This is a genomic window from Aquimarina sp. (genome assembly GCF_977115655.1).
Genome location: NZ_CDSBKO010000041.1, coordinates 18,877 through 35,565, shown reverse-complemented (window position 1 = coordinate 35,565; position 16,689 = coordinate 18,877). Strand labels below are relative to the sequence as shown.

The following is a 16,689-nucleotide window of genomic DNA, read 5'->3' as shown; positions in this document are numbered from 1 at the left end:
TTTTTTACGCAATCCATTTTTTTGATTTATGATTTTATACTTTGTGTCATACTTTTAGTCTTCGCATTTTTTCAACGCAGAATTTCTAACCGTACAGTTTAATAAGGTATCAGGTCCTATACCTGTATATGTTTTCCCTAAAGCGACTCTACCAGATATAAGATCTTCATACCAATTCATCCAAGGAAACCTGTATCCGTATGCTTCAGCCATATGCAAAATGAGTTTGTTTTTTGAAGGAAAAGGGACTTTTACATTTCTTTTTGGATAAAACTGTTCTATTACTACATGTAACCATTCGTGTGTCCATACTCCAGGGTCATTTTTTTTGTAATTATCTAAAGTAGAAGCTACTCCTATATCACCAGGATTAAATTTAACAGTTACATATCCTGTTTTTCTTGTTTCTAATGAGGAAGGATCTAGCCAAGCTAAACCGAAATAAGTGCTTTTAAAACTACAATCTCCTTCTTGTTCTCTCCAAAATAGAAAAACTGTATCGTACATTCCTGGCTTTACATTTTCTAATTCTTCTAAGCCTTGATTTGCCTCTAAGGTATACCACCCATTTTCCTTTTTAGTAAGCTCTACAGGTTTGGTTAAATCCTTTCTTTCAATTTCCCATTTGACTGTTCCGTATGAAAAAGGCTCTATTTGTTCTTGCAAATTGTATTTAAAAAAATCATAGGCATTATCTAAATCTTTTTGACTAAATTTAGTACTACACTCCCCAGTAATAGATTTACCATATACTTCGGGAACTCCTACAAATAAAGCTTTCCATATAGAAGGGGATTGTTTATCTTTTTCTGTCAATCTAATAATTGTATCAGATAGTTTTTCTGTTTGAATTTTTTTTCTTAGATAAATTCTTTTATTTTCTAAACCTACTCCAATAGTATGCTCTCCTTTAGATATTTCAATAGTGCATGGAGTTTTTTGCCCTGTAAATGTACCATCTATATATACTCCTCCTTCTTCTGGAGCTGTAATTAAAAACTCCTTTTTTGTGTTCTCCGAAACTTCAAATTTATTTGTTTTTTGAGATGAGTTTTGCCCTCTTGTTATAGTACTAAAAATACACAAAACGGCTAGCGCTATTATTCTAAATAAAGTACTAAAATCTTTATCTTTCATTTTTAAAGTTGTTAACTTTGTTATAAAAGTATTCTTAATCATTAGATTTTGATATTATTGCTGCCCATCCTCCTCCTGACACTAATTCAGCCGTAATCACATCTTTACCAGAGACTTCTTTTATCACTCTTTTATAATCGCTTGCATATCTTTCTGCATTAACCCCATCTTGAAAAATTTCTATAGTATATTTTCCTTCTTCCAAAAAAGATAAATCTATATTTAATGACCTTTGTTTCTCATTGGCCATTGCTCCTATAAACCATTTCTCATTACTTTTTCTTGCTATAGTTAAATATTCACCTATACTTGCATTCAACACCTTAGTTTCTTCCCAAACTGTTGGTATTTTAGAAATAAACTTTGTTGTCTCGTCTTCTTTTAAATAGTTACTTGGCGAATCGCATAGCATTTGTAATGGGCTTTCATATACTATATACATTGCTATTTGGTGACATCTCGTACCCATACTCATGGGTCTATTCCATGAAATTGCGAAATTTTCTTTTTGAGCATTCACCATTGCGCCTGGAGTATAATCCATTGGTCCAGCAACCATTCTTATAAAAGGTAGTGTCACATTATGAGTTGGGGTTATATAATCTGCCCACTTATTATTTTCTGCTCCTTTTACCCCTTCTCTTGTTAGCACATTGGGATAAGTTCTTCTAAGCCCAGAAGGTTTATATGAACCGTGAAAGTTTACCAGTAATTCTCGCCTTGCACATTCCTTAGCTACACGTTCATAATATTCTACCATCCATTGATCATCTCTCTGCATAAAATCAACTTTTACCCCTTTTGCCCCCCAGTTCTTAAACTCATCTAACGCTTCTTGTAATTTTTGATCTAGAGAACTCCAAGTTACCCATAATATCACTCCTACATTTTTACTTTCTCCATATTTTATTAGTTCTTTCACATCAATATCTGGCATAATATCTAACACATCTCCTAACTTATACCACCCTTCATCGAGCAAAATATATTCTATCCCATATTTAGAAGCAAAATCTATGTAGTATTTATAAGTATCTGTATTTACTCCTGCTTTAAAATCAACTCCATATATATTATTAAAGTTCCACCAATCCCAAGCTACTTTTCCTGGTTTTATCCAAGATGCATTTTCTATTTTGGAAGGTTCTGCCAGTTGATACGTAAGTTGGTTTGTAAGTAAATCTTCATCTTTTCTAGAAACACAAATAATTCTCCAAGGATATGTTCTATCTCCTTTAACTTTTGCTATATAATCTGCCGCTTTGGATACTCTTATGCTCCTGTCATCTTTCCAACGACTAGAATCTTTCTTTACTTCTAAAGCATATACAGGAAATGTAGCTTGTAAGTTACTTTTTTCTCCTCCCGTCAACCACATCCCTGGATAATCAAGTAATCCTGTTTCTGTAATCAGTACTTTTATTTTATTTGATGGCTTTACCAATACAGGTAAACTAGCGAGGTCATCTAATGATAATGTATCCAAATCGCTTAACTCATACAATCGTTCGTTATGAGAAAAAAATTCTTTTTCTCTAGAAAAATAAACTTTCGTTTCTTTTTCGAAATTAAAATTTGCTTCTTCTGAACGTATAATTAAATCTTCTTTAAAATTGGTTTCAAATCTATATGCAACCCCATTATTATATGCTCTAAAATGAATTTTATAGTTTTCTTTAAAAACTAGTGTTAGCTCATTAAAATAATCTCTTACTTCTTTACTTTTTACACGTAATTGTGGATATAAAAGTTGATCTATAGCATTTCTTTTTTCTTTAATCACTTTAGGTATATTACCTAGTACTTTTTTGTCTGAAAGTGTTAACGACAGGCTAGATTTTTCTAAAATGTGTTCCTCATCTATAATTACAGAGTATGTGATTTTATCTTTAACCGAGATTTTAAAATCGATTTTTTTATCTGGTGAAGAAACAGTGTATTCTTGGCTAAAAGCAATCTTACAGAAGAAAAATATTAATAATAATCCTAAATGTAAATTTGTTTTTTTTAAGGTTTTCATATGCAATAAATTAAATGGCTGTAAAAGATATTAACCCAGAAGGAGGTATTTCAAAAGCTTGAATTCCTTGCTCAAGTTCAATTTGTTTTTCTAATACAATTTTACCCAAACAATCATATATGGTATAATTGTACTTTCTTTTACTTCCTTTAATATCTAAAACTAAACTATTACTACTTTTAGCATTAACCACATCTTGTTTAAGTTCTGAAGACAAATCAAAAGGAACTATTATATTCTCGAAAACAGTAATGATTTTTTTTTCTTTATTTTTTCCTTCTATCCATGGGTAATTCATTTGAGGGTTGTGTGGATAAAATTCTCCTTCTAAAAGTATTTCTCTATTTTTTAGCCAGTATTCTGTATAAAACTTAATCATTTCAAAATGATCTTTCGGTATATCTTCTAAGCGTACTGAAATTTGTGGTACAGAAAACAATACATTAAGAAATTGAAGAGCAGCAACTTCTACAGGTTCATCATAATGCCACATTAGCATATCTGCATGAACTGCTGTATTACCGCTTAACAGCCTAAGATCTGTAGTTTCAACCCTATTAATCATAGCTACATTAGGACAATCGGATGCTCTTAACATATTTCCATACTTTCGCATAAGTGGCCCCGTATATGGCTGTCTAAATTCGATCATAATGTCTGGCTTAACCTTTAAAAGGTTATCCATTAAATCAGTCATCAATTTATCTGTCGCTTCATTTACAGACGCATAATCCCTTCCGTTATCTGCTACTAATTTAGTTTCTTCACTTGCTTTAAATCTTCCAAGAAAATCTAACTTAAAACCATCTAAATCCCATTTTTTAACTGCATCTATATAAGTATCTATAATAAATTGCCTAACCTCAGGAAATCTTGGATCTAAAACATATGCACCTTGCCCATCCCAATATTTAAGGAACTTACCATTCATTTTTTCATAAGCTTTAGATTTTTCGCCTACAAATGGTACCGCATACCATAAAACAAACTTCATCCCTAGGTTATGTACTTCTTTTACCAACTGTTCCATTTCAGGAAGCCTTTCGGGTTTCCAGTCTCCTGTATAAGCATACCCACGATTACTGTCTAATGTTTGCCATCCATCATCTACAATAATTGTTTCATATCCCATAGCTTTTGCTTTTCTACATTCTTTTAATATAGATTCTGGGTTCAAATTTTGATGATAACTATACCATGTAGAATATACTGGCATTTTTGCTGCTTCTGGAACTTTTGATGGTTTAAACGAATCAAATGAAGCCCACCAAGAACCCACGTCTGCAAGTGCTGTTGCGTAAGTAACGGGTCTTGTATCTAATCTAAATTGTACTACATATTTTGATATTTTTTTATGCTTTTCTGTAAACAATTTAACCTCATTATAAATCATCCCGTCTTCTTCTTTTATAGCTGTACTTGTTACAACGGTATTTAAAACTTCGGATACAGCAAAAGTTTGACGATTTACATCATCATGCCCAAAAAGGCATAATACAGGAGATTCTCTAGACAACATAGAAGTCACCTTGGCAGGCCCCCAGTCTGGAGTAATTGTTTTATCTAAAAATGCTTTACTACTCCAATATCCAGCTATATTGTTAGATGGTGTACTCCATTTTAAAGACATATTTACAGGAATAGTTTCTTTTTTACTTTCTAAAACTATTGTTCCTATAGCTATTCCTTTTGTTTTTTGATCTACTTCTATCTTAATTTCAAACTCACACGATTCACAAATTAATTCAATTTGATTTTCTCCCAACTTAAAAGATTTATGAACTTCCTGAGATTTTACATTTATCACATGTAATGAATAAAGTATAATTAATATTACGTTTTTAAATAATCTCATTTTTTAAGTTATTGCGTTTTATTTTCAATTTATAAACCTCAAACAAACTTACCTATCTAGCTAAATATATACGTATTACATCTTTGACAGAGCTTGATATTTTTTTCAAATCAAAGGTTAACCTAATGTTAAAAAAAGTTTATTTTTTTGCTAATGTATTTTTTAAATCTTTAAAAACAAAACAGTACCTACCAGTTTGTTTTTAAAGATTCAAAAACAAACTGGCAGGTACTGTTTATTCATATAAAATAATAGCCTATCTGTAATTTGGTTATACTTTCTTTCTTTTATTTTAAAATAGATTTGCTATTTCACGAACTATGATATAAAAATGATAATCTTTTAAGCATAAAAATAGAAATGCAATTTTATCTGTTTATAATTCATTTAAAATTATCTATTTTATCAATTAATTGACGAATTTTCTGCGCTGCTTCCTCTGCAGTAACATCCCGTTGAGGCATTCCAAACATCTCATACCCTACCATAAATTTTTTAACTGAAGCACTTCTTAAAAGAGGAGGATAAAAACTCATATGCCAATGCCAATGTTCTTTAGAATTGGTATTAGTAGGAGCTTGATGAATACCACTTGAATACGGAAAAGAACAATTAAACAACAAATCGTATGCTTTTGTTATTATAGAAATAGATTGTGCGTATGCAATTCGTTCTGCCTCATTCATTTCTGTAATTGCTGACTGTCTTTTTTTAGGAATGATCATGGTTTCAAATGGCCAGATAGCCCAGAACGGGACTACTATAATAAAATGCTCATTTTGAAATATAATACGTTCATTTTTTTCTAATTCTTGTACTACATAATCCTCTAATAAAGATCTACCGTTTTTAGAGAAATATTTTTGTTGCTGGCTGTCTTTCTTTATAATCTCATTAGGTAAATTTGACTGGCTCCATATTTGTCCATGTGGATGTGGATTACTACATCCCATTACCGCTCCTTTATTTTCAAAAATCTGTACGTAATTAACATTGTTTTGTGTTCCTAGATCTTTGTATTCTATTTGCCATATTGTTATTACTTTTTCTATAGCTTCAATAGACATTTCAGCTAAACTTTTAGAATGGTCGGGACTAAAACAAATTACTTTACATATTCCTGTTTCGCTTTTTGCTTTAAATAATTCTTCTTCTACAGCAAAATCAGCTGATTCGTTTTGCAAAGCTGCAAAGTCATTTTCAAAAACAAAAACATCTTTATAATCTGGGTTCTTTTTTCCACCAGCTCTAATATTACCAGAACATAAATAGCATTTTTCATCATAGGCAGGCAGCTCTTGTTTTTGCACTTCTTCTTCCTGACCTTGCCAAGGTCTTTTTGCTCTATGTGGTGATACTAAAATCCATTCACCTGTAAGCGGATTATAACGTCTGTGGGAATAGTCTTGTAAATACTTGCTTAACATAATGCGATTTTTAATTTTTAACCATTATTATTTTGTGTGTTCCTTGAGAAATACGAACGTCATATCTACTTAAATTTTTGTTGAATTTTTTAAAATATATTGGTGTAACAGTTTTTATAAATGTATCTGAAGCTCCTTTTTTTACAATATTTATAGTACACCCTCCAAATCCCCCTCCCATCATTCGAGCTCCTATTACATTTGGGTTTTTCTTAGCTTGATCTATTAAAAAATCCAATTCGGAACAACTTACCTTATACTGGTGTTGAAGCCCGTCATGAGATTCAAAAAGTAATTCTCCAAAAACTTTACAATCATTTTCAGTAATCACTTTAGAAGCCTTTAAAACCCTTTTATTTTCTTCTACTATAAATAAACCTTTTTGGTACTCCTCCTCGGTAATTTGTTCTTTAACAGCCAGTAACCCTTCAACAGTTGCATCTCTTAGTGCTAATATCCCCATTCGTTTTGCGACATTTTCACATATTAAACGCCTTTCATTATATTCACTTTCTGCAAGACTGTGTTTTACATTAGTATTGATTAAAAGAATATCATATTCTTTAAAATCAATAGAAAAATAAGTTGCCTTAAGATCTCTACAGTCTAATAATAAAGCATGCTCGTCTTTTCCAAACATACTGGCATATTGATCCATGATTCCACAAAACACTCCTACATAATTATGTTCTGCTTTCTGAGAAATATAGATCATTTCTTTTTTAGTAAATCTAAGTTCGAATAGTTCATTTAATCCAAAAGCAATACTATTCTCCAGAGCAGCAGAAGAAGACAGTCCTGCTCCAGATGGTATATTACCTGCAAAAACCAAATTGAAATTTTCGATTTCTCTATTAGTCTTTTGAATTTCAGCAACTATTCCTAACACATAATTCCTCCACCCTCCATTTTTAATAGGGCAAATGTTTTTTAAAGAAAACTCTAAGACTTCGTTTGTGTCTATACTGTAGGCACAACAATAAGATTTCTTACTTTTTTGTACTGCTGTAACTATTCCTTTATCTATTGCGGCAGGAAAAACAAATCCTTGATTATAATCTGTATGTTCTCCTATTAAATTGATTCTGCCTGGAGAAAAACATAATATAGGATTGCTCTCAAATCGTTTCTGAAAAGTATGTTTTACTTTCTCTATTAATAAATCGTTAGTCATTTATGCAAAGTATATGTAAATCCCTAAAACAATCAAACAAATGGATATCCCTACTGTATTAAGGTGTTTCCAAGGTGTAATATCTACCTGTTCTGTATATTTTTGCTGGTAAGCTTCTTTTCTTGGTTTTAACTTACCAATAAGCAACATGATAAGTATATTAAATACAAACAATATTGCCATGACATGTAAGAAATGCGGGAATTGATCAACAAAAATAAATTTATCTAATAAGATATAAGCGACATATAAAATAACTCCAGAAATGATCCCGATCTTTGCTCCAATTGCAGGTACATATTTTGTTAAATACCCAACTATGATAATTGTTAAAATAGGAATACTATAACATCCATTTACTTTTTGTAAATATCCAAATAAGCCATCGGGAGCGTATGCGATTAAAGGAGCAATACACATCGCCAAAATTGCTAATATAATACCAAAACTTTTTCCTGCTTTTACAATTTCTCGCTCTGTAGCATCTGGTCTAAAGTGGGATTGGTAAATATCGATTCCGAATAAAGTAACAGAACTATTTAATGCTGAGTTAAAAGAACTCAAAATTGCTCCAAACAATACAGCAGCAAAGAAGCCTACCAAAACTGTTGGCAACACTTTGGTTACTAGCATAGGATATGCTTCATCAGGGTTATCTAATGTGTTTCCAAACATGTGAAAGGCTATTAAACCTGGCAATACCACTATTAAAGGCCCCAATATTTTTATAAAAGAAGCTAATAATAATCCTTTTTGTCCTTCTTTTAGATTTTTAGCTCCTAAAGCTCTTTGGATAATAGCCTGATTGGTTCCCCAATAAAATAACTGTACGAGCATCATACCGGTAAATATTGTTCCTATTGGAACTGAAGATTCTGGTCCTCCTAGTGCTTTTAATTTTTCGGGATGTGATTGTGCCAGTACTGTAATTCCTTCAAAAACATTACCATCTCCTATAGTCATCAATCCAAATATTGGGATCAACAAACCTCCTGTTAATAAGCCTATAGCGTTGATTGTATCTGATACAGCTACAGCCTTTAACCCCCCAAAAATTGCATAAACAGAGCCTATACTGCCAATACCAAAAACAGTTATCCATAACGCAACAGTTTCTGTAACATTTAATATCTCTGGTACATTAAACATTGTATTGATTGCCAATGCCCCAGAATATAGAACAATTGGTAATAAAACGATTACATATCCACTAAGAAATAATCCAGAGGTGATTGTTTTAGTTGTTTTATCGTATCGTCTTTCTAAAAACTGAGGAACAGTAGTTATTCCTCCTTTTAAGTATCCGGGTAATAAGAATACCGCTGTGACCACCATTGCAATTGCTGCTAGTGTTTCCCATGCCATTACCAAGATACCCTCTTTAAAAGCGGCTCCATTTAATCCTACAATTTGCTCTGTTGATAAATTGGTTAATAATAACGATCCTGCAATAACCACTCCTGTTAAGCTTCTTCCTCCCAAAAAGTATCCATCTGAAGAAGATTCATCTGTTTTTCTACTTTTTATATAAGATATAATGGCAACTAATAATGTAAATCCAAGAAATGTAATGAATTGCATAGTTTTTTTATTTAATTGGTTGTATTGTAAATGAATAGTTATATTTTTCTGGTTTTATGATATATTCGTCATGTACGAAACGGCCCCATGAAGTATCTCCTCCAACTCCCATTTGTTGGTAATCAATATTCCATTGGATAGTTTTACCTATTTTGATATCTGCTCCGTGTTTTTTAGTAACTGGAACTAGCCCTGAAGCCGAAGCTGCTCCGTCCTTTTCGCTGTTAAAATCCAATTCTTCCATTTTAAATGGCCAAACACTACTATTTAATAAGATTGAAGGACTACTAACCTTTATTGATAACACATCTGAAATAATTTTCATCCACCTAACATCTGTTTTATTACCAGTTTCTTGTGGTCTCGAATAAGCATGAAATTGTGTCTCTATAGCTGCTGTATATATGCCTGTTTTAACTCCTGTTTTTCTATCCCAATAACTCTCTTCTGGCCCATTACCATACCAGGATACTTTTTTAAATGTATTTGGTAGTGTAAGATACATTCCTAGCCTTGGGATATTTGGTAAGTTACTTCTGTTTGGATCAAAACTAAAGTCTACTTTCATTTCTCCATTGGCTTTAACATGATAAACAACCTCAATATTTGCTTCATTTTCAGGAAGTGCATAGGACACTTTGTAAGAAACATCAGAATTTATCTTTTTAGGAGCTGATATAAGTTTTGCTCTATAGTTATACGTAGCATATTGCCATATTTTTGCCCATTTATCCATTTGGTTACCTAAATCATTATCTGTAGGAGGGCGCCAAAAATTAGGTCGAATCGGATCTGCAGTAATCACAATTTCATTATGTTTCCAAGAAATAATCTCTCCCGTTTGTTTATTTACCTTAAGATCTATTATGTGATTTTTAATATTTATAAATTGATTTTCTGAAGTAATTTGTAAATCATTAGGTACAAAAGAAGCATCTAATGGTTTGGAGCCTTTTTGAATAACAAATTGATCCCAAGCAATTTCATGCCCTTCTGGAATCATGGGTTGTGCCACTTTTTGCAGTAAATTTACTTCTAGGATATATTCTGCCTCTTTTCTAAAATGAGAAGGGAACCCTGCTAAAGTTATTTTGATTTTTTCTTGTGGTGATACATCATTAAATATAACTTCTCTTTCTTCTTTAACAACTTTACCATCTTCTATTATTTTCCATGCAAGTGTTTTATCCGAAAAATCTGCAAAGAAATTCTTGTTTTCTAATTCAATATTACCATTTCCTAAATAATTAAACTGTGCAGGTTCATATACTTTTTTTACTTCTAATAAATGAGGATGTGGATTTCGATATGGATCTACTAATCCATTATTTAAAAAATTACCATCCGTTGGTAAATCAGGATGATAGTCATGACCATATGCCAAATAAGGATTACCATTTTGATCTTTATATTCTAAACTTTGATCTACCCAGTCCCAGATGAATCCTCCTTGAAGATTGGGGTATTTTTCTATAATATCCCAGTAATCTTGAAGGTTCCCTACAGAATTCCCCATGGCATGTGCATATTCAATCATAATAGAAGGTTTATCAGAATTTGATTGTCCATGATTAATTAAATATTCTGGCTTTGGATACATTGGGCAATACACATCGGTATAGTCTTCTTTAAATGCAGGTTCATATTGTACAATACGGTTATTATCGTGTGCCTTTAACCATTTATATGTCCTCTTAAAAATTTCTCCTTCTCCTGCTTCATTTCCTAATGACCAAGAATATATAGATGGGTGGTTTCTATCTCTATAAAACATCCTTTGTGTACGTGACATGTGAGCTGGCAACCAGCTCATTTCGTTACCAATTTGTGTTTTTTCATCAATAGCTAATGGGTGACTTTCTATATTAGCTTCATTTATAACATATAATCCATATTGATCACATAAATCCAACCAATACGTATCATTTGGATAATGAGAACTTCGTACTGCATTAATATTATGTTGTTTCATTAATTTAATATCCTTCTCCATAGATATTTTAGAAACTACATGCCCTGTAAATGGATCCGTTTCGTGTCTATTAACACCACGTATATGTATAGCTTTGCCATTAATTAAAACCTGGCTGTTTTTAATTTCTACCCGTTTAAACCCTACATGATGATTAATAAATTGATTATTTTTTATGTTTACTTCGTCCTCTAATGTGATTTGTATTTTATACAGATTGGGAATTTCTGCTGACCACTTTTTAACTCCTTCCAGTAGTTTTTTAGATTGTATGGTTATGGTTTTCTGTATAGGGATTTGAACAGATTCTGTTGTTTTATATACAGACCTATCTCGATCAAACAACTCTATGGATACTGTTCTGTAAGCTGTCTCTACTGCACTGCTGTTTGTAATAGAAATTTCTGCATCAAAGATTCCGTTTGTATAGGTATCATCCAAATTTGTTTTGGTGTGGTAATCTGAAATATGTGTTTTTGGTTGCGTATATAAGTAAACATCTCTTTCTATTCCGCTCAGGCGCAACATGTCTTGACTTTCAAGATAGCTAGCATCACTCCATCTAAACAATTGCAAGGCAATCAAATTTTCTCCTTCTACAAGATATTTAGTAATATTAAATTCTGCTGGTGTTTTGCTTCCCTGAGAGTATCCTGCGTATTCTCCGTTTATATAGACATACATTGCTGACTTAGTTCCTGCAAAATGAAGAATAACATCTTGTGATAAAAAATTTGCGTCTAAATGTATACGTTTTCTATAAGTCCCTACAGGATTATAATCTTGAGGAACGCTCGGCCATTTTGTTGTAAAAGGGTATCTTTCATCGAGATAGATTGGTTTTCCATATCCATGAACTTCCCAATTAGCCGGAACAGGAATAGTGTTCCACTTATTATCGTTATAATTTTTATGTTGAAAAGTTGTTGACCGTTCCTTTGGATCTTTTACCCATTTAAATTTCCAATCTCCATTTAAGTTTAAAAACCTTTTTGATTTTTCTTTTTGTTTTATCAATTTAGATTCAAAACCAAAAAAAGCAGCTTTAGGTGACAGCTTATTTTCTTCAAATATTTGATGATCAAAATGATTCTTTTGCTCTGGAACTGGTTGCAGGTATTTTTTGTTACAACTATATATTCCTATTATACCTAACACTATGGCTATATGTCTTAATCTAATCATTATGGTATACTTTTATAATACTGTGTATAAAGTTTTCTGCAAATACTTTACGAGATAAAAAAATAATATTACTTTATACTCTACCGTTTATTAAGGATAGTAGATATACTTTACGTTTATTTACATATCTATTTGATTTCAGAAATAATATCGTCACTAACACCCTTAATTGCCTCTGAAACAATTAGATGCTTTCCGATATAAATTATAACTTCTAAAATTGTTGTTAAAAATTAAGATCGTTTCTCTATCTATCCGCTAATGAAATTTTCAACATATACCTTTTTCATTTTTGATTTTAATTTTAGAATTAAAATCAATTTCTTTTGTAAGTGACTAATCTTTTAATTCAACATCATACAATTATGGTAACATTTGCTCTGCCTAATTAATAGATATTTACAATGTTGAATATTTTAACACTTACTCTTTTATTAATAGCATTATAATATGCGCAGCACTCCAACTAAAATTTTGTGCATGTAACCCTTGCCCTGTTATTGGGTGATAATTTTCTCTAATAGCTTTTCCTTTGTCTAATACTCCTTCTGCTCCATCAAGAATTTGCATAGTAGCCTCATCTGCTTCTTTATTAAACCCATAATTACGTAATCCTTTTACTCCAAAATAAGATTGATCTAACCAATTAGGACCTCTCCAATATCCTTTTAGAGGGTCAAATTTAGGGTGATCAGCAGACATGGTTTGAAAAGGAATTTTAGTAAAAAACTTATCCGGGTTCATCATTATATTTTTAACAGCTTCTGCCTGTTTTTGGCTTGCTGCATTTGCCCACAATGCTGTCCATCCTTCACTACCTTTTCCTTTTATAAATATTTTTCCATCTAAACTAGTATCATAAAACCATCCGTCTTGTTTATGATAGAACTGTTTTTGTATTTTTATTTTTAATTTCTCAGCTTCTTTTAAAAACTGTATTGAATCATCTACTTTATGCAGCACTTTTGACAAGGTTACCAAATACATTTTTTCTGCGTACAAGTATGCGTTAAGATCGACACTTTCCTGATTCAAAGAGTATGCGTTTTTTTGATTCTTTAGGATTTTTGAATCATCAAACCGAATAGCATTATCCATACCACTCTCCCATTTTGCAGCTATAAGAGTTCCATCTGTAGACCCATATTCACAAAGCCCATCTTGATCATGATCCCGCTTTTGATACCACCAATAATGATATTTCTTAAGTTTAGGATAAAGCTCCTTTACAAAATTAAGGTCTTTATCTTTTTCATAAATTTTGGCTACTGCCCATGCAGATAAAGGTGGCTTTGTATCTCGATTATTATGATTTTCAATACTTGTATCCCGATATACACAATCTAAAACGAATCCATCTTCATTCTGAAATTCGAACATTAATCGTATCTGCTTTTTAGCTAATTCTGTATTATAATAAGATAGTCCAACAGCATGTTTCCAGGAATCCCATGACCAAAACCCGTTAAACCATTTATAATGATAACTCGGAAATAATCCTTCATGTTTTATTTCTCCCGCAGGAATACGCCAATTATTTTGTAATGTAAGATGTGCTTTAGCTAACACTGTTACATATTTGTCTTTTTGAAATTGTTTCTTTCTAGCTGTAATCAAAGACTCTAATTCGTTTTCTTTTTCATTTTTTCGTTTGCGTAAAACAGTATCAAACTCTATAGTGGTTATATTCTTTTTTTCTTCTTGCCATGAATATTCAGGAAAAATAAAGGTTTGAGAAATCACAATCTCTTTTGTGTCTTTTGGATCTAAATACAACGTTTGGTTCTTAGTAGAATATGAGTTGTAAGTACTTGTTGTTTTTGTTTCGTTTGGAAAAACAATATGACCAATTGCTTTGGATTTTGAAGAGTGTACTATAACTTCGTTTTCTTTTGCTTCTAATTTTAAACTCTCTGTTAATAGAGGTTGATTCTGCCAATTATAAATCAATTCTATAGGCTTATCGGTTTTATTAGTAAGTTTAGAACTTACTATCGCCGAATGCCCTGAAACAAATACTAACTTTTGTTTTAATTCTAAATCCTTGTTTGCAAAAGTTTGCTCTAAATGACTATTATACGCTGTAGCATTATATTCTTTCCAGTTAATGTCAACAATATTTAGTTTTGTTAACATCGAACTACTCCATATTCCATTTTGTTGTGTCATTAAAAAAGGACCTGAAAACCCTTCATCTGTCTTAACTGAATCAGGAAAACTATATGCAAACCACGCTCCTTGATCCGAAAACATTAATCCAGATTTATCTAGCGAATCTTTTGGAGTTATTTGATAATTGAGTACATCTTTACTCTGTAGAATATAATTATATTCCTTATTGACTTGCATTGGATCTGTAGTTTTTATACAACTAAAACACAGTGTTATCATTAAAATCAGTATGGACAGAATTTTTTTATTCATTATTATGAAGTATGATCTTCCAACTTATCTTATAGCTTTCTTTTGGTTCTAAAATATTCAATCCTATATTATTATTAAAGCTATTTGACGGGCCTGTCTGAGGTTCTATCGCTATTATGTTTTTTTTATCTGGTGTATATATTTGTAGATAATTTTCTTTAGATGAAGATTCAATCTGTAAACAGTAATCAGGAGTATTAAATTTTACTGAATTATTATTGAGAATATAACAATCATCAAAAAATCTATCCTTTATCTTTATAGGTTCTTTTATAACAATATCTTTTATTTTAATCGGAATCATACTCTTATCGAATACTAGTTTTTTATTCCCCTGAATACTTAAAGAGCTTTTGTGCAAATCGCTACTCAAAAAATAAGGGTGCCAACCAATAGTAAAAGGAAAAGAAAAATCATCATTATTAACTACCTCAACAGATAGCTCTAAAACATTGGTTGATAAAGTATAAGTTAAAAATACAGAATATTTAAAAGGAAACCCTTTTGCTTTTTCTGTTTCTTCATAACCAATAGTGATAGTAGCATGGTTAAGATTTGTTTCCTCTTTTATATATTTAAAAGCCTTATTATATATTAAACCATGTAATGCATTGTTTTCTTCCTTCAAATTTAAATCTAAAGTATACTGTTTCTCTTTAAAAGTATATTTACCATTCTTTATTCTATTTGTAAAAGGAAATAAAACAGAAGATGTATATGTTCTCTTATAATCTAACAATTCTGACCCTGCTATTATATCTTGATTATTTATCAATAGTTTTTGTAAACTTCCTCCTAAACCCAGATCTATTAGTGCTTTTGAATTTTCACCTGGTCCCAAAAGTTCAATAAAATGTTTAGATTGAGCTTGTTTTTTTATGTGATTTATTTGATACAATAGTTAAAGAGAATTTCTTAGAATTAGATTATTTACATTTTCTATTTTAACCTGTTCATTATTCGTTACCATTCTTGCCAGGCGTTCTCCCATCTCATTAAAATCAGTAGAAATAGTAGTTATCCCTCCTTCTACAATTTCTTTAAGCAAAGTATCATTATATGATATTATACCTATATCTTTTGCAAGAATAAAGTCAATTTCTTTTATCTTTTTAATGATCTGTATAAGGTTTCTATCATCAGGGATTATGTAAACTTCACCTTTGGTTAACGCTCTACTTCCTAAAGAATCAATTATCTCATATTCAAATCGATATGTATTACAAAACATTTGAAAACCCTTAAACATTCCTATAGGTTGCTTTTCTTTTTGAAATAATAACACCAATTTTTTGTATTTTTTCAAAAGATTCATTCCTTTTATTAGCCCTTTTAAAATATCTTTTTCAAAATTTTGATGGATAGACGGGTATTTAGAAAGTTTAGGACTTGTTTGATCTAGTACATAAACCTTATTATCTGGTAGTTTATCAATAACAAGCTCTGTACCTTCTAAATTAGCAGGCATAATAATATAATAATTATAGCTACCTATATTATCAAAAATTAATTTACTAAAAACATCATAATTGAAATGATGAAAATATATATCTACTTCTACGTTATCATTAAGGCTTTTTAAAAAAGAATTATACAAATCTTCTTTAAATGCATTTAATTCATCAAACAATAAAAAAATCTTTTGTGCAATTTCGATACTTTCGCTTTTCACATAATATCCTTTCCCTGGCACAGAATTAACTATACCTCTAACTTTAAGCTCATTATAAGCAAGCAGAACCGTATCTCTGGATAGTGAAAACTTAAGTTTTACACTATTAATAGATGGTAGTTTGTCACCACGTTTAAACTCCCCAGATAAAATTGCATTTTCAATCGATGAAATTATCTGTTTGTATTTAGGCACACCTATATTTTTTGTTATCTTAATTATACTCATGACACAAATATACT

General features: G+C 31.1%; 10 protein-coding genes. All 10 read right to left on the bottom strand.

All coding sequences use genetic code 11. From position 1 onward, the window contains the following. Nucleotides 1–54: 54 nt before the first annotated feature. Nucleotides 55–1,137, bottom strand: coding sequence for a PEGA domain-containing protein (locus ACZIYX_RS16230; protein ID WP_462683303.1), 1,083 nt, complete (start codon nt 1,135–1,137; stop codon nt 55–57). 34 nt (nt 1,138–1,171) lie between these two features. Beyond that, nucleotides 1,172–3,157, bottom strand: a complete 1,986-nt coding sequence (locus tag ACZIYX_RS16225) for a glycoside hydrolase family 97 protein (RefSeq protein WP_462683302.1) — start codon at nt 3,155–3,157, stop codon at nt 1,172–1,174. A 10-nt stretch (nt 3,158–3,167) separates the two neighbouring features. Then, nucleotides 3,168–5,012: a glycoside hydrolase family 36 protein gene (locus ACZIYX_RS16220; protein ID WP_462683301.1), complete on the bottom strand. Its 1,845-nt coding sequence runs from the start codon at nt 5,010–5,012 to the stop codon at nt 3,168–3,170. 383 nt (nt 5,013–5,395) lie between these two features. Beyond that, the gene (locus tag ACZIYX_RS16215; RefSeq protein ID WP_462683300.1) at nt 5,396–6,439 is read right to left on the bottom strand and encodes a UDP-glucose--hexose-1-phosphate uridylyltransferase; all 1,044 of its coding nucleotides are present in this window, start codon (nt 6,437–6,439) and stop codon (nt 5,396–5,398) included. A 10-nt stretch (nt 6,440–6,449) separates the two neighbouring features. Beyond that, nucleotides 6,450–7,613: a galactokinase gene (gene galK, locus ACZIYX_RS16210; protein WP_462683299.1), complete on the bottom strand. Its 1,164-nt coding sequence runs from the start codon at nt 7,611–7,613 to the stop codon at nt 6,450–6,452. Then, nucleotides 7,614–9,194 carry a solute:sodium symporter family transporter gene (locus tag ACZIYX_RS16205; RefSeq protein WP_462683298.1) on the bottom strand — a complete coding sequence of 527 codons (1,581 nt, stop codon included), beginning with the start codon at nt 9,192–9,194 and terminating at the stop codon, nt 7,614–7,616. 7 nt (nt 9,195–9,201) lie between these two features. Beyond that, the gene (gene lacZ, locus ACZIYX_RS16200) at nt 9,202–12,351 is read right to left on the bottom strand and encodes a beta-galactosidase, LacZ type (RefSeq protein ID WP_462683297.1); all 3,150 of its coding nucleotides are present in this window, start codon (nt 12,349–12,351) and stop codon (nt 9,202–9,204) included. A gap of 423 nt (nt 12,352–12,774) precedes the next feature. Then, nucleotides 12,775–14,775, bottom strand: coding sequence for an MGH1-like glycoside hydrolase domain-containing protein (locus tag ACZIYX_RS16195; RefSeq protein ID WP_462683296.1), 2,001 nt, complete (start codon nt 14,773–14,775; stop codon nt 12,775–12,777). Continuing rightward, nucleotides 14,768–15,673 (bottom strand): aldose epimerase family protein, encoded by a 906-nt coding sequence (locus ACZIYX_RS16190; protein WP_462683295.1) that lies wholly within the window; start codon nt 15,671–15,673, stop codon nt 14,768–14,770. Before ACZIYX_RS16190 ends, ACZIYX_RS16195 begins: the two co-directional genes overlap by 8 nt. Before the next feature lie 3 nt (nt 15,674–15,676). After that, on the bottom strand, nt 15,677–16,675 hold the full coding sequence (locus tag ACZIYX_RS16185) for a GntR family transcriptional regulator (RefSeq protein ID WP_462683294.1): 999 nt from the start codon (nt 16,673–16,675) through the stop codon (nt 15,677–15,679). Nucleotides 16,676–16,689 lie beyond the last annotated feature (14 nt).